Raw genomic sequence first — 21,329 nt, 5'->3', positions numbered from 1 at the left:
GACCACGTCCGAGGACGTCGCTCTACGGCAGGACCTAGCCGTAGACCAGCGTCCAGAGCCCGCCCATGGTGAACAGCGCGCCGACGACGGAGTTGATCGCGGGGAACCACCAATATGCGCGCGAGACGTCGACAGTCGCGGTGGCGATCGCGGCGACGAGCGCCGGATACACCAGGAAGAGTGCGCCCAGCCGAACGTCGAGCGCGCCGAACGCGAGCGCCGCGAGCGCCCAGCACGCGAGACAGTAGGCGTAGGTCCGGCGTTCGCCGAGCACCGTGGCGGTCGTGCGGATCCCCGCCTCGCGGTCGGGCTCGATGTCGGGGATCGCGGAGAAGGTGTGCATCCCCATCGTCCAGAACCACGCGCCGACGACGGCGAGGGCCGGCGGCTGGCTCCCTGCGAGGGCGACGTAGGCCGCCGCACCCGGGGTGAAGTAGAGCCCGTTGGAGATCGAGTCGAGCACGGGAGTGGTCTTGAAGCGGGCTGGTGGGGTGCTGTAGCCGATCCCCAACGTGTAGAACGCGGCGATCCAGACCAGCGCGCCCGCCGGGAGCAACGGGACGAGCGCGAGGCCGAGCAGGCCGCTCGCGACGACCGCGACCACGACGGACCGTTGACCCGTATATCTCGCCTCGCGATCGTCCTTCTTCGGGTTCGCCCGGTCGACGTCGGCGTCGAAGACGTCGTTGACGCCATAGATCAGGACGTTCGCCGGCAGGAGGAAGAAGGCGAACAGGGCGAGGATCGGCGCCGAGAGCAGATCGAGGGGGGAGGAGGCGCCGAAGACCGCCCCGACGAGCACCGGCCCGGCCAGGTAGATCCAGAAGCGTGGACGCGAGAGCTTCAGCAGGTACGCCGCCCGGTTCATTCCTGCGGTCGGTGGTCTTGCATGACCGCCTCGGCGGTCAGTTGGCCGCTGATCAGGCACATCGGCACCCCGATCCCCGGCGTGGTGTACGAGCCGGTGAAGTAGAGCCCGTCGACCGCCTTCGAGCGGTGCGGCGGGCGGAACACGGCGGTCTGATCCAGCGTGTGAGCGAGTCCTAGCGCGCTGCCGTGCATGCTGTTGTAGCGTTCGGCGAAGTCGTCGATCGTGAAGCGTTCCTCGAAGACGATCCGATCCCTGAGTTCGACGTCCGTGTGTTCGGCGACGTCGTCGAGAACGAGGTCGCGGTAGCGCTCGCGGATCTCGGGGGTGTCCTCGAGGCCGGGTGCGACCGGGACGAGTGCGAACAGGTTGCTGTGGCCCTCGGGAGCCACCTCGTCGTCGGTCTCGCTCGGCACACACAGGTAGTAGGCGGGATCCTCGGGCCACTCGGGCTCGTCGAAGATCTGCGAGAAGTGCTCCTCCCAGTCCGGCGGGAGAACGAGCGTGTGGTGGGCGAGCGGGTCGACGTCGCCCTCGACGCCGAGGTAGAGGAGAAAGGCGGAGGGGGCGTAGGTGCGCGACTCCCAGTACTCCTCGCTGTACTGTCGTTTCTCGGACGGTAGGAGATCGAGTTCGGTGTGGGCGTAATCCGCGTCCGAGACGACCAGATCCGGAAGGAACGTATCGCGGGCCTCGACTTTGAACCCGCCCGCGCGACCCTCGATGGCCTCGACGGGCTGGTCCGTATGGTAGGTCACGCCGAGCTCCTCGCCGAGTTCGGCGATGCCGTCGACCACGCCGCCGATACCTCCTTCGGGGTAGTAGACGCCGAGGTTGAAGTCGACGTGGCTCATCAGGTTGTAGAGCGCGGGGGTGTTGTTCGGCGACCCTCCCAGGAACACCAGCGTGTACTGCATGATCTGCTGGAGCTTCGGGTGTTCGAAGTAGTCCTCGACGTGGTCCTGCATCGAGCCGATCAGTGAGAGCCCGCGGGCGTTGCGGAGCACGTCGAGGTCGACCCAGTCTCGGAACCGGGGGCGGTCCTCGTAGACGAAGTGCTCCATGCCGACCTCGTAGTTGAGTTCGCTCTTCTCCAGGTAGCGCTCGAGGGCCTCGCCGGCCCCGTCCTCGTAAGCCTCGAACGTCTCCTTCGTCGACTCGAGGTCCGACGAGACGTCGACCCGGTCGCCGTCGGGCCGCGCCTCGATGTCCTCGGTCGAACGCGAGGGTCGTGGGCCCTCGTTACCTTTGAAGAAGATCCGGTAGTGAGGATCGAGTCGTTCGGTGCCGTAGTAGTCGTCGGGCGAGCGTCCGAACTCGTCGAAGAACCGCTCGAAGACGTCGGGCATCAGATACCACGACGGCCCCATGTCGAATCTGAAGCCGTCGGACTCGAGACGAGAGGCACGGCCGCCGAGCGACTCGTTCTTCTCGAGGACGTGGACGTCCGCGCCGGCGTCCGCGAGGTAGCACGCCGTCGAGAGTCCGCCGAACCCGCTCCCGATCACCGCGACCGACTGCTCGGACAGCTTCATGGCGCTACGTTGGCCAGCGAGCGTATAAAATCGCGGTTACCGGGGGACGCAGGGGCCGTCCCTACCCCGGCCATGGACGGAACGGCGATGGTCACGGGCGCGAGCCGGCGGACGTCGCGCCGATGTTCGTCCGGGCGGCGTGGCTCGATCCTGCCGAACTCGACGGGCGAACCCTCGGTCTCGAGGAACGGTGAAGCGCGACGCGATAGCCCGGTCGTCCCGACCGGGATCAATCGATTGGCACGGCCCTCAGCCGGGAACGTGTCGGTCGGCCGAAACCAATATATGTCAATACGACATACACATGTTCGCTGGCAGCGAGCCAGACACGCGGGGTGGCGGCGTAATGCCCGACGCCGCCACCCGTGCCTCTGATGCGTTTTCCGTCAGTTCGGATCCCGAAGTGCCCGCCTCGTCGGTGGGTCGCGATCACAGCTCCCGGCGGGTGTCGGGGTCGTCGAGCTCCCAGAGCAGTTCGGGGAGGAAGGCCTCGAGGTTGTCGATCAGCCGGCGTTCGCTCACGTCGAGTCCCTCGCAGTGTTCGCGGGCGCTCTCGCGAACGTCGACGCGGAGATCGCCGTCGCGTTTCCGCACCGCGAGCGGGAAGATCGAACACCGGGTCGGTTTCCAGCCGTGTTCCGCGTGTAGTGCACAGAGTCCGTCATCGCGGAGGAAGTAGCAGGCCGCGCCGTCCTCGTCGACGTGCTCCTCCCGATCCTTCCCCTCGCGGCGGACGAACTCCTCGCCGCGAAAGGATGTGGTCGTCTCCGCGAGGTCGGCGTAGTCGGCGAGGTTCGCGAAGTCCTCCTCGTAGAGCAACACGCCGTGCTGGCAGCACCAGGTGCAGTCGTCGACGCATTCGAAGGTAAGGCCGGGATCGAACTCGACGATCGCCTCGCGACCGGGGTGGACCTCGACGCGCTTCACACCCTCGACAGACGATCAGTGGGGATAAGCGTCCGGATACGGACGAACGTGACGAGTCGATGAACGTCGCTCGACCCGTGGAATGGAGGTCGGATCGACTCGGTTATCCGTGATCGATCACTGGAAACGGGTGATCCCAGAGAGGGGCGTTCGGTCGCGAGTCAGTCGAGAGCCGCCTTCCGGTGGCCCTCCTCCTGTTCGTACTCGCTCTCTCGGTCGGGAAGCGGAAGGATCGGCTCCTCGCAGTCGGCCGGCCCGTCCCGAACCCGAAAGATTCCCCAGAGTCCCCCCTCGAGGTACTGTCCCAGCTTCCGTTCCTGATAGATGTAGTCGCCGACTCCGTCCGCACCGCCCTCCAAGGGGAGTTCGTGAGCCTTCCCTGTCGAGATGTCGGATTGCGTACCGACCAGTCGCGCCTGCGGGACGTTGTTACGTCGCCACTGGTGGCCCGCCAGGTGGAACGAGATTCCGTTACCCCGGTCTGCAGGCTGGCTCACGCGAAGCATCACCGGGTCGTCCGTGTAGGCGCGCAGCAGCGGTGTGTTCGGATCGCCGTGTACCTCCGAGCTGTAGACCTTGTGCTGGCGTTCGTCGTTCGCGAACCGGTGGGCGAACGGCTCCGAGCGGTAGTTGATCCCTTGGAACCCCTGATCCTCCTGCTCGCCGATCTGGTTGCAGGGCACGTCCGCGATGTCATCGTCTCCCTCTTCGCCGAGTCCAACACGCGGAATCGGACAAACGCCCTCGTCATCGTTGACGATGAACATGCCCTCCGTGAACATCAGCGCGAACTCCCGGAAGTCCTCACCATCATGGTTTGTGATTATCGCTCGAGTTCCGTTTCGCACTGGTTCGCCCGTCTCGGGATCGAGCCACGCCGATCCCGTCGGTTCGATGATCAGGTTGCCGAACGCGCCGTGGTGGCGGTTGCTGGGCACGTCCGCGAAGTCCGAGATTATCGCCGTTCCGAGCGAGCGCGCCTGCTGGCCGTCGTCTACCTCGCCATTGGTCGTCGGTGCGGGATCCGCGAACCACCGATAGGTCCGCGTTTCGCCGGGCGCGACCGTCGAATCGAAATTGAACCCGACCGCCGATCCGGCCGACCCCTGGTCGTCGAACAGGAGGTTCTGGGGCTTCAGCGAGATGCGCTGGGAGCGCTGCCAGTCGGCGTCGGGTTCGATGTCGAACGTCGGATGGGCGTGATCCTCATCGAGGTCGCCCAGCGCGTTAGTGAGATTGATCTCGATGCACTCGCCGGCGTTGGCCCGAATCGTCAGCGGTTCGGGGTTCTCGCCGTTCTGCACCGTCTCGACCTCCTCGTCGAGCACGAAGACGATGCCGTGGGGGTCGTGATCGCCGTAGTCGTTGTACTCGATCTCCGTTTGAATGGCGGTGACGTCGTACGTCCGTGTGGGCGTCCCCGCGGGACAGGGCTCGCCCGGTTCGACGGACTCGGGCGGACGTTCGCCGATACTGTCGTTCTGGCGTTCGTCCCTGTCCGGCGGGTAGCACCGACTGTCGTCCTCCTCGTAGAGCAGCTTGTCCTTGTGGCCCCGCTTGGTCCAGTCCGAGAACGGGGCGGGATGGCCCATCTTCTCGAGCTCCTTTCGGCTAATCGTCCCGCGGGGGGCGTTTCGATCCGGAAGCGCCTGGAGATGGTCGACCTCGCTTCCGAACAGCCGGAAGATCCCCCACATCCCCTCCCAGAGGTCCTGAACGATCTCCGAGCCATAGAGGTGATCCCAGATCGGCAGGCCATCGGGGTTCGGAAGTTCGTCGATCCTGGTGTCCGCCTCGAGGAGTTCGAAGGTGAACGCTTCCGAGGGACCGATGATCTGGGAGGTCGTTTCGGCGCGTTGAAGCCCGTCGGGCTGGCCACGGAGGCCGTGAATCCCGAAGTTGTGCTGCTCCTCGTAGGGACCCTGGAGCACCCGAAGCCGGATTGGATCACCGGAATACGCCTCCAGTAGCGGCGTGGGCGGGTCGCCGTGCAGCCGCGAGCTGTGGACGTACGCCGGATCGTTCCCCTCGTCGTTACGGCGGAAATAGGGAGCGGTCCGGTAGTTGATCGCGCCCAAGCCCGCGTTCTGGTTGTGTTCTACCTGCTGGTTGATGAACTCGCCGTCGCGGTTCCGGAGCGGCGCGAAGTCGTGATAGAGCAGCGCGAACTCGCGGAACGCGGGCTCGTCTGCGGGATCGATGATCGCTTGCGTGCCGCTTCGGATCTCCTCACCCGTGTGGGGATCGTGCCACGTCGAGTCGGCGGGTTCGATGATGATCGCCGCGAACAGCCCGTTCTGGGCTTCCGGAATTCCGGTGATGTGGTCGTGGAAGAAGATCGTCCCTTCCTCGTTGGCGAACCAACGGTACTGCATCTCCTCGCCAGGGTCGGTACCCTGATCGTAGTTGTAGCCGACGTTCGCCGAGTCCGATCCCAGCGGGTCGAAATCGACGAAGTGGGGGTGGACTCCCTTCCCGCGTTCGAGCTCGTTTTTCAGGGTGATCTCAACGCAATCGCCGACGTTGGCGCGGATCACCAACGGCTCGGGGTTCATCTCGCCGTTGCGGACCGCCTCGGCGTCCTCCTCCAATACGTACACCTTCCCCTCGGGATCGTGGTCACCAGCGTCGTTGTAGACGACGTTCGCCGGGAGCGCGACGATCGTGTACTCGCGGGTCTCGCCGAGCACCTCCGGATCGTACTCTTCGGGATCGCAGGGATCGTCGTAGGGGGCGCCGGGGACGACGTCGCCGAGCGCCTCGGCCTCCTCGGGCGTGGGATCACGACCCTCCTCCTGCGATCCCGGTGGCTTGGGCGGGAGTTCACCGTCCTCGCCGGGGATGAACTCGGGGAACCCCGCGATCTCCGAGTCGGCGTCGAGCGGCGGGTCGCTGTTGGGCAGCGTCTGGAGATCGTCGCGTTCCTTATCGAGTACGCGCATGATCGCGTTCATCCCCTCGCCGTAGTGGGGGAACATATGGCAGTGGAACAGGTAGTCTCCCGTGTCCTCGCCGTTGCCCGCCCCGACTTCGAAGGCCTCGTCGAACTCGGTATCCGGCGAGATGGAGCCGGATCCGTGCGCGATGGTGAGCCTGGCCTCCCACGCCGATGCCGGGCCGATGGTCTGGGAGTCGATGGTGTCGGACTCGGTTTCACCGGGGATCGTCTTCCAGCGGTGGCCGTGGAGGTGGTGGACGTGGTTCTCCTCGACCTGTGCGCCGACGACGACCATCTTGACGGGATCACCGGTATAGCAGGGAAAGACGGTATCGCCGCCGCCGGGATCGCCGTGGACCCACGAGCTGTAGAAGGTTTCTTCCGCCGCGTCCTGGAGACGGGCGCTGGTCGGTTCCGCGCGGTAGTTGATCGCGTGAATGTGCTGTGGGGTATCGGTTCCGGGCCACGTCGGCTCGCTACCATCGGCATTGACGACGTCGATCGAGTCGTGATAGCAGACGATGAACTCGCGGTGACTCACGCCGTCGGGCTCGATGATGTCGGCCTTCGTGCCGCTTCGCAGCTCCTCACCGGTTTCGGGATCCCGCCAGTCGGCATCGGGCGACTCGACGACGATCGCGCCGAACAGCCCGCGCGTATGGAGGTTGTTGTCGTCGAACCGTTCCTCGGGATCGCTGAAGATCGCAGGGTTCGCGTTATCGCTGAAGAAATGCGTTCCTTGGTCGTCCGCGTACCAGCGATAGGTGATCGACTCACCCGGTGGGACGGTGGTGTCATCGTTGTAGCCGACGGCCATCCCGTCGGATTCGTTGACCTCGTAGGGGAGACCGAACTGGTGCATCGACGCCTGGCGATCGAGGTCGTTGTGGAACTCGATCTCGACGATATCGCCTCGGTTGGCGCGAATGACTAGCGGTTCGATCACTGATGTGTCGACGTCGGCTTCCCCGGGCGTACACCCTGATGCACGGCATGCAGCCTCCCTGTTCTCCTCAAGGACGTACATCACGCCGTTGGGCTGGTGCTGGCCGAAGGCGTTGTAGACGATATCCACGTCGATCGCGTGCACCGTGAACTCGCGCACTCGCCCGCCTTCGTCCGGCGTATGGGGACTCTCTAGACCCTAAATCCCAGATTTCCACGATCACTACCGGCCGATTCGAAGCGGAGATTCGTGGCTTAGGGAGGGAAAACAGTAATCAAATGAGAATTATCATCTCACTACTAGATGTGGTCTAGCCTTCGGACACCGAGCGATACCGAAGCGTCTGCAGTAGGAGAGGGTCCGAGGGTCGGCCACTAGCCGATGCTCTCCGATTCGGTCCGCTTCGACGCCGAATCAGTCGAGTCGCGACCATCTTCGCGATTAATTACACACGAATGTGGTCAACTATATACCGTGGAGTTCCGTAGCGACGGGCGATGAACGACGGTAACGCCGATGCGAGCGACGGGACCCCGACGCGGAGGCGGCTGCTTCGTGGGGCCGGTCTGGTCGCCGGCGGACTCGCGGCGACCACCGCCGCGGGAACGGTCGGCGCGCTCGCCGGCGGACCGCTCGGCGGCGACGGCGATCGTCTCCCGTTCGACGGCGAGTCGAGCGGCGAGTCCCACCTGGCCTGCGAGGAGCCGAGCCAGCCGTGGGCCGACGCGAGCGACCCGAACGAACGGTATCTCCAGCTCGTCGCCCGACAGCTGGAACTCCGCCGGACCTATCGCCCGAACCTGGACGAGGAGGCGATCCGTTCGGTCCTCCGCGAGCGCCAGGACGAGTTCGACGGTCACCTCGTCTTCTTCGCGATGAGCGAGTTCGGCCAGCCCAGGGCGTTTCTGCCGGAGGCCGTCTCGGACGGTCAGACCTGTCTGGAGACGGTGCTCGATCGGGTCCACGAGGAGAAGTGGCGCGCGCGCGACTCGGACCTCCGGGACGTCCGCGATCAGACGTTCGATGAGGTCCGCGGGATCCACCAGGGACTGGCCGCCGTGTACCACGAGGAGGGCAGCGCGGGCTACGACATCGAGTTTCCCTGGAACGACGCCTACAACTTCATGACGATCCGCCAGGCCGTCGGCCTGGTCGACTGGGTGACGAACGCCACGGATCCGTGGCTCGACGGGCTTCGGCTCACCTACTGATTCTCGTCAAAACGGAGGAGCGAACCCGGACGTGGGCTACCCGCTCGCGCGATCGACGCCGAACGTCTTTCGCTCGCCGACCGCGTTCGATGTCGTTGCTCGCCGGGTCGTGAGGTGAGCCGGCGGCGGAGCGAAGCGAGGACGCGCCGGCCTCGGCCCCCTCACCCCGTGTTCTTCATCCCGGCGGCGATTCCCTTGACCGTGAGTCGGAGGGTCCGCTCCTCGGCGTCGGTCCGATGGGTCTGTCCCAGGAGGTGGGTCTGCAACAGGTTCAGCGGATCCACGTAGGGGTTTCGCCGCTCGAGGCTCTCCTCGAGCCACTCCCGGCGGACCAACCCCTCGCGGCCGGTGATCTCGGTCACGAGCTCGACCGCCCGGTCGTACTCGTCGTTGAGGCGGGGGAAGAACGTCTCGCGCAGCGAGGCCTCCGCGAGCCCGGCGTACTCGGCGGCGATCTCCATCTCCGTTCGCGCGAGCGCGAGCCCGGCGTTGTCCAGCGTGGTCCGGAAGAAGGGCCACTCGTCGTACATCTCTTGGAGCGTCTCGACGTCTCCCTCCTCGAGGTAGGCGTCGATCCCCGATGCGAGCGCGTACCAGCCCGTGATGATGCACCGTGACTGGGTCCACGAGAACACCCACGGGATCGCTCGCAAGTCCTCGACGGTCCGTTGGCCGCTGCGCGAGGCGGGTCGCGAGCCGAGGTTGAGCTCCTCGATCACCGTGATCGGCGTCGCCTGCTCGAAGTAGCGGACGAAACCCTCGCTCTCGAGCAGGTCGCGGTACTCCTCGCGGGCGGCGTCGGCCATCGTTCCCATCGCCTCGACCCACTCCTCCTCGACCGCCTCCTCGGGCTCGTGGATCGCCTTCCGACGCGAGCGGACCTGCGCGTTGACCATCTGCTCGACGTTCCGCTCGGCGATCCGGGGGTTTGCGTACTTCTCGGCGATCGCCTCGCCCTGTTCGGTGAACTTCACCTGTCCCGAGACGGACTCGTTGGGCAGCGCGAGCAGCGCCTCGTTCATCGGCCCGCCTCCCCGCGAGATCGAACCGCCGCGACCGTGAAACAGCCGCATCGTCACGTCGAAGTCGTCGGTGATCTCGGCGAGGCGGCGCTGGTTGTGATAGAGCGACCAGTTCGCCGCCAGGAAGCCGTTCTCCTTGTTCGAGTCGGAGTAGCCGAGCATGATCTCCTGGGTGTTGCCGCGGGCCTCGAGCGCCCGGCTGTAGGCGGGGTTCTCGAACAGCTCGCCCATGATTCGGCGAGCGCCCGAGAGGGCGTACTCGGTTTCGAGCAGGGGGACGACGTCGATCCCGGCGTGATCCGGCAGCGCGATGACGCCGGCCTGTTCGGCGAGGAAGAGCACCTCGAGGACGTGGCTCGGCTCCTCGGTCATCGAGATGGCGTAGGTGTCGATGGCATCGTCGCCGTACTCGGCCTGCCAGTCGGCGAGCCGGGCGAACAGTTCGAGCACCGTCCGGGCGGTCTCCGAGAGCTCCGCCTCCTCGTCGCGATACAGCGTACCGGGGTCGATCACCCGTTCGTCCTGCAGGATCGCCTCGGTGAGCGTCTCGGCGCGCTCCTCCTCCGAGAGTTCGCGGTAGTCGATCCCCTCGAGCGCGAGCGCTTCCGCGACCGCCTCGGTGTGGTTCTTCTGGTGGTCGCGCAGGTCGAGGCTCGCGAGCGAGAAGCCGAACGTGTCGACCTGTCGGCGCAACGGGTCGACGTGGGCCGAGACGACGCTCTCGGCGCCGTTGTTCCGGGCGCTTTCGGCGATGACGTCGAGGTCGGCGCGGAACTCGTCGGGGTCCTCGTAGCCGCCGGGGCGGACGTCGTCGATCCGGTTGATCCGCTCGCGCATCAGTTTCAGCTTCTGGCGGTAGGGCTCGCGCGGGTAGCGCTCCTCGGTCACGCGGGCGACCTCGGGTAGGCGTTCGCGGTCGGCGGCGAGCGACTTCTCGAAGGCCTCTCCCACGCTGATTCGGCTGCCGTCCTGGCTGAGCACGCCCGAGAGGCGCTTGAGCGCGTCCCGGTAGCGATCGAGGACGACGCGACGCTGGCGCTCGAGCGTCTCCGCGGTGACCTCGGGGGTGACGTAGGGGTTGCCGTCGCGGTCCGAGCCGGCCCACGAGCGGAACTCGAACAGCTTGGGGACGTCGATCGAGTGGCCCGCCTCCTCGAGCGCGGTCTCGAACTCGTCGTAGACCTCGCCGACGACGTCGAAGATAGTGTTCTCGAGGTACCACTGAACGTTTCGCGCCTCATCGGACGGCCCGGGTCGGCGATACCTGACCTGTGGCGTCTGCCAGAGGCTGACGACCTCGCTCTCGATGTTTCGCTCGATGTGGCCGGTCTCCTTTCTCGTGAGCGTCCGCTCGTCGAGCGTCTCCAGGTCGAGCGCGACCGAGCGAAGCTTCGACTTGACGGTCTTTCGGCGGGCCTCGGTGGGGTGGGCGGTGAACGTCGGCTCGATGAGAACGTCCTCGAGGATCCGCTCCGCGGTGTGGCGGTCCTCCTCGGCGAGCGCTTCCGCAGCGACCTCGAGGCTGTCGCCGAGGGTCCGTTCCTGGGAGGCGCTTCGGATCGATCGTACCCGTTCTCGCTCCTCGGCGAGGTTGATCAGCTCGAAGTAGGTGGTGAACCCGCGGGCGACGATGCTCTCGCGCTCGGGGGTGAGTCGATCGAGGATCTGGTGCAGTCCCTCCCTGGAGTCCGCCTCGCCGTCGCGGTAGGCGATCGACGCGGTTCGCAGGGTCTCTACTGTCTCGAAGTCGTTCCGGGAGGCCTGGGCGTGGATCGTATCGCCGACCATCGCCCCCAACTCCCGGACGTCCTGATTGACGCTGCGGTTGTGCAGCTCGTCATCCATGTGTGCTGGCTACACGGCCCGGGGGTAAAGCCTACTGTTATCGATAAGCGTCGACACGGAAACGAGTAAAGCGCGACCCGCGGCGGCCACGCCCCTCGTCAGCGAACTCGACGGGTAGAGCGGCGGCCGAACGAGGGAAGGGACCGACGACGTCGTCGAGTCGGCCGTTCGAAGCTTCGCCGGTTCGAGACCGAAGCGCGATCGACACGGACCCAACGTCGATGATCCGTCGGTGTCGCGGCGTCCTGGAGCGAAGGATACTGGCTTCTCGGCGAGCGAAGACGCGTATGGTCGACCTCGGGACGACGGCGCTTCGGTTCGTACAGCTCTACGGCCCGCTCGCGCTGCTCGTCTTCACGTTCCTCGAGGCCTCGATGCTCTTTCCGTTCCTCCCGAGCGAGGTCGTCGTCCCTGCCGCCGCCGCGGTGTTGGTCCAGGATGCCGCGTCGTTCGTCGTCTTCGTCGGGGCCGCGGGCGTCGGCGGGACGGTCGGCGCGTTCGTCCCCTACTACGTCTTTCGCGGGCCCGGATCGCGAGGGGTCGGACGGCTCGGCGAGTACCTCCACGTCTCCGAGAGGTCCAAAGAACGCGCCCGGCGCTGGTTCCTCGAGTGGGGCGTCTCGTCCGTTCTATGGGGGCGCTTTCTCCCCGGGCTTCGATCCGTCATCTCGATCCCGGCCGGTCTCGTCGGGATGAGCGCCGTCTGGTTTGGCGTCCTCACGGCAATCGGGACCGTCGCGTTCTACGCCAGCGTCGGGGCGCTCGTCTACTACGCCCAGGAGTCGTCGGTCGCTCGGGCACTTCGTGTCGTGGCCGCGGACCGGCCGTGGCTCGTCGCGCTGCTCGTGCTCGGTGTGCTGGCGGCGACGATGCTGCTCACCCGTCGGTATCGTCGCACGAGGTCGCGGCGGTCGAGTCGATGATTGTGCTCGTGAGAAACGCGATCAGTCGTCCCCCGCCACCGCTATCCGCACCTCTCGCACTCGTTCTACCGGCTTCTAGTGGCCTTGGATCGCGTCGATGACGATCGCGGCGGCGACGATCGGCTCCTTCGGGGCCGTGCTCGCGTCGTCGATGGTGATCTCGTATCGGTCCCGCAGCGAGAACTGGCCGCGGATGGTGCCGACGTGAGCACCGTCGGCATCGGTGATCTCGTATTTGGGTGGGATCCACTCGCCGAACGGGAGCTTCTCGCGAAGCAGTATCATCAGCGCCCCGCGGGACTTGATCTCGGCGAGTTTGGATCTCGTATCGGCGTCACGTATCGTCCAGGTGTCCCGGAAGAGGGAGTAGTCGTTGTCGAGCACGACCAGGTCCTCACCCGTCCGCGAATCGGTGAGGAGGTAATCGCCCGCGACGTCGATGATATTGGCGGCCTTCACGCTGAAGACCTCGTTCCCGTCGGCGTCGACGAAGGGGAACTGCTCCTTCATCCGGAAGCGTTTCTGTTTCCCGTTGAGCACGGTGTTGCCGTCGGCGTCGAGGACGTCGTACTTGCTCCGGATCAGGCTCTGTACGACGGTGTAGCGATCGTCTGAGAGGTCGATGCCGGCGATGTCGTAGTCCTTCGAGGCCATCGTGTATCGAGTACTGGTCGACTGGGGCTTGAAACCACTAGACTCCCCCTCTTCGCTTCTATTCCTCAACTACGGCTGGTCAAGCCAGTATCTCAGTTATATTCTCTCCACCGGTATCCGCACTCCTTACACTTGAAGAAGCGCGTCGGCGGCTCGTCGGCGGCGCCGGTCTGCTTGATCGTGTACCACGCCTCGGTGTTCCCACACTCCTCGCAGGCGACGTCCGTCGCCGTCGGTTTGCCCTCGAACTCCGCGCCCTCCTCGGTCTCGATCAGTTCGTCGCCGGTCTGGGCCTCGGTGGAGACGAACCCCGACTCCTCCTCGCGGTCGCGCGGCATCGTCTCTCCGCAGGCGCCACAGACCCACTCCTCGCCCTCGGCCTTCATCATCGAGCCGCAGTCCTCGCAGAACTTCATCGGTCTTGCCGACCTACGCCCGCGGGGACTAACAACGCTTCGAACGGCGAGCCGGCGTCGGAGCCGCCTCGCTCGCGGCGTCGACGACCGAGGTGGAAAATCGGACCGGGTGAGACGGGGAGAGGAGATCGGGGAGAAGAGTGCGAGCCGCTTCAGTACCGGCGCTGGTCGCCGTTGATCTTCTTCGAGGCCCACTTCTTTGCGTCCTGTGCGAATCGTCGGTAGTTCTGTGTCTTACTCATACACGAGTTAATACTGGCCGGACGGGTAAAAGTCTCTCGGTCCGGTGACATTTCTGTCAGGGTTCTTCACAGGCATATCCGTGTTGGAATGAAGATCCGGGGAGGACGATGAAGGGTCGTGAAGGATCGAACAAGGAGGGATCGGAGCCATGGGAAAATCGCCCTCCAGCGACGCCGAACGCGGGACTGACGCGCCTCTACCGAAGGAACGCACCACACCGAACGTAGCGCTCGATCACCGCTCGTGATCGATCGAGGCGCCGACGTTGCGTCCGCGGGCGATCCGAACGTCGCCGTCGACGTCGGCGGCCTCGAGCGCCCCCTTTGCGGCCTCCCGAGCCGTCTCGGTGCGGTCGCGGTCGGTGAGGCCGTACACCGCGGGTCCCCACGAGGACTGGCCCGCGCCGTCGATCGCCGACGAGGACTCCAGCGAGCGGACGACCTCGCCGACCGGCGGGCGGTACACCCCGCCCTGGCTGTCGGCGTACCACGCGCCGTTGAGCCGGCCGACCTCCGCGACCGCGTCGGCGAACGTCGGGAGGTCACCCTCGGCGATCGACGGGAGGACACGCCGGGCGCAGATCGTCGCGACCTCGTCCGCGATCGAGGGACTGGCACGCTCGACCACGGATCGCATGCTCGCGTCCTCCTGCTCGCCGCTGCGCCCCGGTTCGACGTCGGGGAGGACGAGGACGAAACGCCACGCCTCGGGGATCGGGTGACGTGCGGTCACGGCGGGGACCGTCCACGCGCCGTCGCGCGGCCGTTCGGCGGTGAAGCGGGTCGTCGGGTGGCCCGCATCGAGGACGAACCCGCCCGCCTCGAAGGCGGCGATGCCGACCCCGCTCCGCCCGCCGCGACCCAACGCCGGCGCCCGTTCGCGTATCCGGGAGTCGCAGCCGTACGCCCGGGCGATCCCCGCGAGGGTCGCGAGCGCGAACCCCGTGCCGCTGCCGAGGCCGACGTGGCGGGGAAGCGCCTCGCTCACTCGCACGCGTGCGCCGGGGAGGTCGAGCAGGTCGACGACCCGACGGGCGTAGCGCTCGACGTCGGGGTGGTCGGCCACGACTCGCTCGGCGCGCTCGCACTCGAGGACCAGTCGGGGAGCGTCGAGCGCGAGGCCCAGGCTACCGTAGAGGCGCTCGTGGGCCAGCGAGAGGTTCTGGAAGCCGAAGTGGAGCCGGCTTCCGGTCTTGACGCGAACTGCCATCTGCGGTGGTTCGTGGGGGCGAGGAAAGGGAGTTTCGACGGTGGCAATCCGCCGCTTACTGGTCGGGTCTGACCAGCATCACTGGCGTCGAAGCGTGTCTCGAGACCTTGCCGGCGACGCTTCCGAGCAGGAACTTCCCGACCGCGCTCCGCCCGCGTGCACCGATCACGATGAGGTCCACGTCGTTCGTTCGGGCGTACTCCGTGATCTCGTCGGCCGGCTCGCCGTGTATGACCTCGCCGTGGGTGTCGAGGCCGGCCTCGCGGGCGCGTTCGGTGATGGCGGCCGTCAGTTCGTTGCCCGCCTCCTTGCGGCGTTCGTCCATCGCCTGCCGCTCGGGGGAGTTCGGCGAGAGATCGCTCACCGCCTCCGCGGCGCGGCCCGCGCCCCGATCGTCGACGACGTGGATCGCGTGAACGGCGCTTCCGAACTGTCGGGCGATCTCGAGGGCGTGATCCGTCGCGCGCGCGGACTGTTCGCTGCCGTCGGTCGGAACGAGGATTCGGTCGTACACGTCGGATACGTCGACCAACACCCACATAACTGCTGGGACGGCGAGCGACCGATACCGAGACGGGACGACACATCAAGCGTTAATACGGCCGACTCTGAACGGCGATCCATAGCATGGTACTCGATACCCCGCTCGTACCGTTCGCGATCGGCGTAGTCACGGTCGTCGCGCTGCTCGTCCTGCTGAAGCTGCCCGCGTTCGTCGGGCTGATCATCGCCGCGATGGCGATCGGGATCGCCACGCCGGAGGTCCCGTTCGCCGAGGTGCCGGCGGAGATCGCCGAGTCGTTCGGCGACGTGATGGTCGCGATCGGGATCCCCATCCTGATGGCCGCGATCATCGGCAAGACGCTGATGGACAGCGGGGCCGCCGATCGGATCGTTCGAGCCTTCCTCTCGCTGACCGGCGAGGACCGTTCGGAGTACGCGCTGTTCGGCTCGAGCTTCGTGCTGTCGATCCCGGTGTTCTTCGACAACGTCTTCTACCTGCTCGCGCCGCTGGGCCGCTCGATGAAGGCCCGTACGGGCGTGAAGTTCTCGCTGTACATCTCGGTACTGGCGGCGGGCGCGCTCGCGACGCACATGCTCGTCCCCCCGACGCCCGGCCCGCTCGCGATGGCCGCCGAGCTGGGCGTCGATCTGGGTCTGGCGATCGTCGTCGGCGCGGTCGTCGCGCTGCCGGCGGCGCTTCTGGGCGGGGTGGTCTACGGGCGATTCCTCCATAGCCGCGAGGACTTCCCGCTCCGGGAGGCGATGGGCTCCTCGCCGGAGGACCTCCAGGAGAAGACCCAGCGGCCCACGAGCGAGCTGCCCGGATTGCTGGAGTCGTCGCTGCCGATCGCCGTTCCAGTAGTCCTCATCGCCTCGAACACGATCGGGGACGTGCTCGCCGACGCGGGCGCCGTCGCCGAGGACGGTGTCGTCGTCCCGCTGACCTCGTTTCTCGGCGACGCGAACTTCGCGCTGACGGCGGCCGCGATGCTCTCTGCGTACACCTTCTTCCGCATGGAGATGGCCGGCGACCGTGACCGCTTCGGCGACGAACTGACCGAGGCGATCAAGAGCGGCGGTAACATCATCGCGATCACCGCCGCCGGCGGCACCTTCGGCGCGATGCTCGCGGCGGCGGGCGTCGGCGAGTACATCGCCGGCGGGCTCCAAGAGCTCGGCTTCGGCCTGCTCTTCGCGGGGTGGCTCATCGCCGCCGTGATCCGCGTCGCCCAGGGTTCGGGCACGGTCGCGATCCTCACCGGCGCGGCGATCATGGCGCCGCTCGCGGGCGGGCTCGCCGCCAACCCGGTCTATCTGATGATGGCGATCGGCTTCGGCGGAATGATCGCACCGTGGTACAACGACAGCGGCTTCTGGATCATCAGCGAGGTCGCAGGCATCACCCAGATGGAGACGTTCAAGACCTACTCAGCGACCTCGACGATCATGTCGGTCTCGGGGCTGTTGATCGTCCTCGCCCTCTCGACGCTCGTTCCCCTCTAGATCGACAGCGCCCGATCGACCGCGTCGGCGATCGCCTCCTTCGCCTCGTCGTCGAGTTCGACCAGCGGCGGCCTGACCTCGTCGCTCGGAATGACGTCGCGGTGGACGAGCGCGGCCTTCGTCGCGGGCGCGAAGCCGTGTTCGACGCAGAGTTCGAACAGCGGCGCGATCGCCTCGCGCTGAAGCTCGGATCCCCGCTCCTCGTCGGCCGAGTCGAGCAGTTCGGCGAACACCTCGGGAATCACGTTCCCGAGCGCGTGGACCCCGCCGTTCGAGCCCATCCGGAGGGCGGGAACCAGGAGCGTGTCGAACCCCTGCATCAGTACGAACTCCTCCGGCGTGTGGCGGTCGACCGAGAGGAAGTAGGAGAGATCGCCGCTGGTGTCCTTCATGCCCCGTACCGACTCGTGCTCCGCGAGCGTCCCCACGGTTTCGGCGTCGATGCCGTCACCGACGTACATCGGGATGTTGTAGAGATACAGCGGCAGCGCGCTCTCCTCGGCGACCGCCTCGAAGAAGCGCCGCGTCCCATCGGGGCCGTTCGCCGTGTGGAAGTACGGGCCGACGATCGCCGCGGCGTCGGCCCCCGCCGCCTCTGCCTCCTCGATCCGGCTCAGGGTTTCGGGAACGCTCGTTCCCGCCGCACCGGCGATCACGGGCGCGTCGCCGGCGGCTTCGGCGACGGTACCGATCACCCGCGCTCGTTCCTCGGGCGAGAGGCTCGCGAACTCGCCGGTGGTGCCACAGGGAAACAGTCCGTCGACCCCGCCGTCGAGGATGAACTCCGTGAGCGAGGCGAGCGCCTCCTCGTCGACCTCGCCATCGTCGAGGGGGGTGACGATCGGACACAGTACGCCGTTGAACGAACCGTCGAGCGCCGTCATACGCTACGTTCCGGGTACCACGGCCAAAGAGGTTGGCGTCCCGGTAACCCGGATCACTCGAGCGGGGGCAACGTCCCGTCCTCGAGGGCGAGCGGCCGTGGCTCGCCGACCGAGACGTCCTCACGACCCTCGAGTTCGCGGACGACCGGCTCGGAAACCAGCAGGTCGTCGGGCTCCATCGTGCTCTCGATCCGGGCGACCCGCAGTTCGGACGGGTCAGCGACGCCGGTCGTCGAGCAGGCCAGGACCAGCGCGGTCAGGTCGTCGGGAACGGTGAAGGGGATCCGCGCCCGCGATGGCTCGCCGCTTGTGGCGATGTTGACGTACATGTCCGAGAGTTCGAGGTCCTCGACGACGTCCCGGTGGACGAAGTCCGCGAGTCCCAGTCCGAGGCCGTTGCCGTGGGAGGCCGGCGTGAGCGAGCGGGCATAGATCCGGGTGATCGCGGGCGAATCGGGTTCGCGCTCCCCGTGGAACAGCACCCGCCCGATCACGTTGGTGTCCATGCCCGTCCCCGAGATCTCCTTTCCGAGCTCGTCGACGATCAGCAGGTCGAGGTCGTCGACCGGGAGCGTGGGGAGTTCCTCGCGCGCGCGATCGAGCAGTTCGGGTTCGCGATCGAGGATCGCGTCGGCGGGGATCCCCTTGACGTGGGTCGCGCGGTCCGCGGCGTTCTCGATCAGGCCGATCCCGCCGACGACCGGACTCTCCTCGATTATCAGTGCAGCGCGTTCCTCGATGACCTCGCTGAAATCGGCGGCGAGCCCGGCGTTGTGTAGCGACTCCGCCCCGCGGTGTTTCCCGAGGCCGATCACCGCCATCTTACAGAGGCCGCTCTCGACGGGGCCGTGGAAGTCGGTGTGGGGCTTGATCCGGTTCGCGAGGATCACGGCGTCGGCTGCGAGGGCGTCCTCGGCGACGAGCACCTCCCTGCCCAGCGAGTCCTCGCCGACCGCCTCGACGGCCATCGAGGTCCGGATCGGACAGCCCATTCGATCTTCGGTGATGTCGAGCGCCTCGAGGGTCTCGCGCTGGCCCTCGCTCGTCGCCCCGCCGTGCGAGCCCATCGCCGCGATCACCGACGGCTCGAACCCCCGCTCTCGAAGCTCGTCGACCGCGCCCTCCAGCAGCACGGGCATGTCGTGGATCCCCCGACTGCCGGCGGTGATCGCCACCTCCGCGCCGGGTGCGAGCGAGTCGAGCGGCAGTTCCGAAACGGCCTTCCGGGCCGCACCCTCGACGTCCTCGATCGAGTCGAGGTCGCGCTCGCGGCTGACGCTCGCGAATCGCGGGAGGTCCTCGCGTTCGACGTCGTTCGCCCCTCGAAGCGTCTCGGCGTCCGGAAACTCGACGTTCATGGCTCACCACCGTCCGCTTCGGCCCGCGTCCGCCGGCGAGCCATCTCGCTCGCGACCTCGACGGCGTCGAGTAGGCTTCGCTCGCTCGCGACCCCCTCGCCGGCGATGTCGAAGGCGGTGCCGTGGTCGACGCTCGTTCTGATGATCGGCAGTCCGATCGTGACGTTCACGCCCGAAACGGCGCCGCCCTCGGCGAAGCCGAGCGTCTTGATCGGGATGTGGCCCTGGTCGTGGTACATCGAGACGACGCAGTCGGCCGCGCCACGGGCCGCCTGGACGTACACCGTGTCGGGTGACTCCGGTCCGAGAGCGTCGATCCCCTCCTCGCGAGCGTCTTCGACCGCGGGTTCGATCTCCCGACCGTCCTCCTCGCCGAGCAGGCCCCCGTCACTGGCGTGGGGGTTGAGCCCCGCAACCGCCACCGTCGGCTCCTCGATCCCCAACTCGCGGAGCGCCTCGTCGGTCACTCGGATCGTCTCGAGCACGTTCTCGCGGGTCACGAGGTCGCAGGCCTCGCGCAGGGGAACGTGCGTACTGACGTGACTCACGCGCAGTGGCTCCTCGATCAGCATCATCGAGTAGCTTTCTGTACCTGTGTAGTCCGCGAGCATCCCCGTGTGGCCCGCGTACTCGCTGCCCGCCAGCTTCGTCGACTGCTTGTTGATCGGCGCCGTGGTGATGGCGTCGATCCGTTCGTCGAGGGCGAGTTCGATCGCCCGCTCGACGTACTCCAGGCTCGCCGCGCCGTAGGCCTCGCGGACGACGCCTCGCTCCAGATCGTCGACGTTCTCGAGGTCGAGCACCGGGATTTCGTCCGAGTCGAACGAGGCGTCGGCGGGAGCCGAGATCCGCTGGATCCCGAGGTCCGACCCGCAGATCCCGCAAGCGGCCTCCACGGTGCCGGCGTCGCCGATCACCAGCGGGTTCGCGACCTCGAGGAGCTCGCGATATCCCTTCACGACGATCTCCGGGCCGATCCCCGCGGGATCGCCCATCGTGATCCCGATCGTGGGTTTACTCATGGTCGCCACCGAGGTACCGGAGGCAGTTAACCGCTGTCTCCTTCCCCCCGAACCCGCCGGCCTTCGTGACGACCGGCGTGCCGTCAGCCGGCCCGCCCTCGAGACGGCTGACGGGGATCCCCGCCTCGATCGCCTCGCCCGAGAGCGACAGCGCGCTGACGCCGAGCGCGTCGAAGGCCGCCATCGCCACGTCGCCGCCGGTGACGAACAGGCCCGCGGGATCGGCAGCGCGGAGCGGTGCTCCGCTGGCGGTCGGACGCTGTCCGACAACGTCGAACCCCGCCCGTGTCGCGCTCGCGAGCGCGCTGGCGACTCGATCCCGGATCGGTCCCTCATCGAGCCCCGCCTCCCGACCGACGGCGAGCGTCCGATCGACCGTCTCCCGATCCGGTGCCGCCGTGACGACGGCGTGCTCGCCCGCCGCGAGGCGCTCTGCGGCTCGCCGGCCCGCCTCCTGACCCGCGGACTCCGGGTCGGAGAGCAGCTCCTCCGGTTCGAGGGCGATCACCCAGTCCCCCGGGAGCGCCGCGAGCTGCTCCAGCGATCGTTCGCTGACGCTGCCGACGATCCCCAGCGCGCCGCCGTCGCCGACGATTTCGAGAGGTTCGCGATCGGGTTCGCCCGGAACGATCACGTGTTCCGCGAGACCGGCGCTGCCGACGTAGAGTACCCGTCGGTCGATGTCGCTGCCTGCCCGTGCGATCGCCTCGAGGTGCCGGTCGTGGGTCACGTCGCAGGTGAAAAGCGTTCCCGAGGGGGTGCCGACGACCGCCTCGCGGACGGCCCCGGGGCCGGCGGCGACCGTTCCCGCGTCGAGGTGGCGGACGGACCGATCCGCCCCCTCGAACAGCGTCGGGAGACGCGAGGAACGGGGGCCGTTCGGGTCGTCCGCGTACTCGGTGTCCGAGAGCAGTCGACCGTCGACGAGGTGGTAGCCGCTCGCGGTGATCCGGCCGACCGCGGGCGAGGCGGGCGCGACCAACCCGAGGTCGAACCCGCGGTCCATCGCGGCCCCGACCTCGCTCGCGACGTTCCCCCGCAGCGTCGAGTCGACCTTCCCGTAGACGACGCGGGCGTCGCTCGCCTCGATCGCTCGGCCGACCCGATCGGCGGCCGTCTCGGGATCGACGTACCGCGAGTCGGTGTTCACGGCCAGAACCGTCGCATCGGGCGGCGCTCCGTCGGGATCGACCTGTACCGCCGTGCGATAGCCGCGCTTCGCGAACGCGTGGGCGGTGTCGGTCGCGCCGGTGAGGTCGTCGGCGGCGACCAGCGCGCGTGGCATGCGGACGCTTCGATCGCCCGGCTGAAAACGATCCCG

Annotated in this window: 16 protein-coding genes; 3 read left to right on the top strand and 13 right to left on the bottom strand. The window is 67.2% G+C overall.

Translation table 11 applies throughout. The annotated features are described in order from the left end of the window. Positions 1–34 precede the first annotated feature (34 nt). The 4 genes from V0Z78_RS05840 to V0Z78_RS05825 form a co-directional block, all read right to left on the bottom strand. Entirely contained in the window at positions 35–868 is an 834-nt protein-coding gene (locus V0Z78_RS05840) for a prenyltransferase (protein ID WP_336343688.1), read from the bottom strand. Next, positions 865–2,403 carry a phytoene desaturase family protein gene (locus tag V0Z78_RS05835; protein WP_336343687.1) on the bottom strand — a complete coding sequence of 513 codons (1,539 nt, stop codon included), beginning with the start codon at positions 2,401–2,403 and terminating at the stop codon, positions 865–867. The genes V0Z78_RS05840 and V0Z78_RS05835 overlap by 4 nt, the downstream gene beginning before the upstream one ends. A 429-nt stretch (positions 2,404–2,832) precedes the next feature. Next, entirely contained in the window at positions 2,833–3,330 is a 498-nt protein-coding gene (locus V0Z78_RS05830; protein ID WP_336343686.1) for a YkgJ family cysteine cluster protein, read from the bottom strand. 161 nt (positions 3,331–3,491) lie between these two features. Next, the gene (locus tag V0Z78_RS05825; RefSeq protein ID WP_336343685.1) at positions 3,492–7,373 is read right to left on the bottom strand and encodes a multicopper oxidase domain-containing protein; all 3,882 of its coding nucleotides are present in this window, start codon (positions 7,371–7,373) and stop codon (positions 3,492–3,494) included. A 338-nt stretch (positions 7,374–7,711) separates the two neighbouring features. Between V0Z78_RS05825 and V0Z78_RS05820 the strand changes: the two genes are divergently transcribed. After that, entirely contained in the window at positions 7,712–8,425 is a 714-nt protein-coding gene (locus V0Z78_RS05820; RefSeq protein ID WP_336343684.1) for a hypothetical protein, read from the top strand. Positions 8,426–8,586: 161 nt separating this feature from the next. Here the strand turns inward: V0Z78_RS05820 and ppc are convergent, their stop codons facing one another. Then, entirely contained in the window at positions 8,587–11,292 is a 2,706-nt protein-coding gene (gene ppc / locus V0Z78_RS05815; RefSeq protein ID WP_336343683.1) for a phosphoenolpyruvate carboxylase, read from the bottom strand. A gap of 287 nt (positions 11,293–11,579) precedes the next feature. Between ppc and V0Z78_RS05810 the strand changes: the two genes are divergently transcribed. Further along, positions 11,580–12,215, top strand: coding sequence for a DedA family protein (locus V0Z78_RS05810; RefSeq protein WP_336343682.1), 636 nt, complete (start codon positions 11,580–11,582; stop codon positions 12,213–12,215). Between the two features lie 75 nt (positions 12,216–12,290). Here the strand turns inward: V0Z78_RS05810 and V0Z78_RS05805 are convergent, their stop codons facing one another. From V0Z78_RS05805 to V0Z78_RS05790, 4 genes are all read right to left on the bottom strand, one after another. Continuing rightward, a complete protein-coding gene (locus V0Z78_RS05805; RefSeq protein ID WP_336343681.1) occupies positions 12,291–12,869 on the bottom strand; it encodes an LURP-one-related/scramblase family protein in 579 nt (192 codons plus the stop codon). 92 nt (positions 12,870–12,961) lie between these two features. Then, complete coding sequence (locus tag V0Z78_RS05800) at positions 12,962–13,285, bottom strand: transcription factor S (RefSeq protein WP_336343680.1); 324 nt, start codon at positions 13,283–13,285, stop codon at positions 12,962–12,964. A 477-nt stretch (positions 13,286–13,762) separates the two neighbouring features. Then, complete coding sequence (locus tag V0Z78_RS05795; RefSeq protein WP_336343679.1) at positions 13,763–14,737, bottom strand: beta-ribofuranosylaminobenzene 5'-phosphate synthase family protein; 975 nt, start codon at positions 14,735–14,737, stop codon at positions 13,763–13,765. Positions 14,738–14,792: 55 nt separating this feature from the next. After that, a complete protein-coding gene (locus tag V0Z78_RS05790) occupies positions 14,793–15,251 on the bottom strand; it encodes a universal stress protein (RefSeq protein ID WP_336343678.1) in 459 nt (152 codons plus the stop codon). Between the two features lie 113 nt (positions 15,252–15,364). Here V0Z78_RS05790 and V0Z78_RS05785 point away from each other — a divergent pair, with 113 nt between their 5' ends. Beyond that, entirely contained in the window at positions 15,365–16,744 is a 1,380-nt protein-coding gene (locus V0Z78_RS05785) for a GntP family permease (RefSeq protein ID WP_336343677.1), read from the top strand. Here V0Z78_RS05785 and V0Z78_RS05780 read toward each other — a convergent pair. The 4 genes from V0Z78_RS05780 to V0Z78_RS05765 are packed head-to-tail and all read right to left on the bottom strand — an operon-like array spanning position 16,741 to position 21,293. Continuing rightward, a complete protein-coding gene (locus V0Z78_RS05780; protein WP_336343676.1) occupies positions 16,741–17,628 on the bottom strand; it encodes a dihydrodipicolinate synthase family protein in 888 nt (295 codons plus the stop codon). The two genes, V0Z78_RS05785 and V0Z78_RS05780, sit on opposite strands and share 4 nt — an antisense overlap. A 53-nt stretch (positions 17,629–17,681) precedes the next feature. Continuing rightward, positions 17,682–18,986 (bottom strand): nickel pincer cofactor-dependent isomerase, group 22, encoded by a 1,305-nt coding sequence (locus V0Z78_RS05775; RefSeq protein ID WP_336343675.1) that lies wholly within the window; start codon positions 18,984–18,986, stop codon positions 17,682–17,684. Next, a complete protein-coding gene (gene pdxA / locus V0Z78_RS05770) occupies positions 18,983–20,008 on the bottom strand; it encodes a 4-hydroxythreonine-4-phosphate dehydrogenase PdxA (protein WP_336343674.1) in 1,026 nt (341 codons plus the stop codon). Before pdxA ends, V0Z78_RS05775 begins: the two co-directional genes overlap by 4 nt. After that, positions 20,001–21,293 carry a four-carbon acid sugar kinase family protein gene (locus V0Z78_RS05765; RefSeq protein WP_336343673.1) on the bottom strand — a complete coding sequence of 431 codons (1,293 nt, stop codon included), beginning with the start codon at positions 21,291–21,293 and terminating at the stop codon, positions 20,001–20,003. Before V0Z78_RS05765 ends, pdxA begins: the two co-directional genes overlap by 8 nt. Positions 21,294–21,329 lie beyond the last annotated feature (36 nt).

Source organism: Halalkalicoccus sp. CG83 (assembly GCF_037081715.1).
GTDB classification, from domain to species: domain Archaea; phylum Halobacteriota; class Halobacteria; order Halobacteriales; family Halalkalicoccaceae; genus Halalkalicoccus; species Halalkalicoccus ordinarius.
The sequence above is the reverse complement of the archived record's forward strand: the minus strand, read 5'-3'. Positions and strand labels throughout refer to the sequence as shown.

Excerpts from the sequence above, each read along its gene's own strand:
- V0Z78_RS05840 (WP_336343688.1), bottom strand. The coding sequence starts at position 868 with ATGAACCGGGCGGCGTACCTGCTGAAGCTCTCGCGTCCACGCTTCTGG.
- V0Z78_RS05835 (WP_336343687.1), bottom strand. The coding sequence starts at position 2,403 with ATGAAGCTGTCCGAGCAGTCGGTCGCGGTGATCGGGAGCGGGTTCGGC.
- V0Z78_RS05820 (WP_336343684.1), top strand. The coding sequence starts at position 7,712 with ATGAACGACGGTAACGCCGATGCGAGCGACGGGACCCCGACGCGGAGG.
- ppc (WP_336343683.1), bottom strand. The coding sequence starts at position 11,292 with ATGGATGACGAGCTGCACAACCGCAGCGTCAATCAGGACGTCCGGGAG.
- V0Z78_RS05810 (WP_336343682.1), top strand. The coding sequence starts at position 11,580 with ATGGTCGACCTCGGGACGACGGCGCTTCGGTTCGTACAGCTCTACGGC.
- V0Z78_RS05805 (WP_336343681.1), bottom strand. The coding sequence starts at position 12,869 with ATGGCCTCGAAGGACTACGACATCGCCGGCATCGACCTCTCAGACGAT.
- V0Z78_RS05800 (WP_336343680.1), bottom strand. The coding sequence starts at position 13,285 with ATGAAGTTCTGCGAGGACTGCGGCTCGATGATGAAGGCCGAGGGCGAG.
- V0Z78_RS05795 (WP_336343679.1), bottom strand. The coding sequence starts at position 14,737 with ATGGCAGTTCGCGTCAAGACCGGAAGCCGGCTCCACTTCGGCTTCCAG.
- V0Z78_RS05785 (WP_336343677.1), top strand. The coding sequence starts at position 15,365 with ATGGTACTCGATACCCCGCTCGTACCGTTCGCGATCGGCGTAGTCACG.
- V0Z78_RS05780 (WP_336343676.1), bottom strand. The coding sequence starts at position 17,628 with ATGACGGCGCTCGACGGTTCGTTCAACGGCGTACTGTGTCCGATCGTC.
- V0Z78_RS05775 (WP_336343675.1), bottom strand. The coding sequence starts at position 18,986 with ATGAACGTCGAGTTTCCGGACGCCGAGACGCTTCGAGGGGCGAACGAC.
- pdxA (WP_336343674.1), bottom strand. The coding sequence starts at position 20,008 with ATGAGTAAACCCACGATCGGGATCACGATGGGCGATCCCGCGGGGATC.
- V0Z78_RS05765 (WP_336343673.1), bottom strand. The coding sequence starts at position 21,293 with ATGCCACGCGCGCTGGTCGCCGCCGACGACCTCACCGGCGCGACCGAC.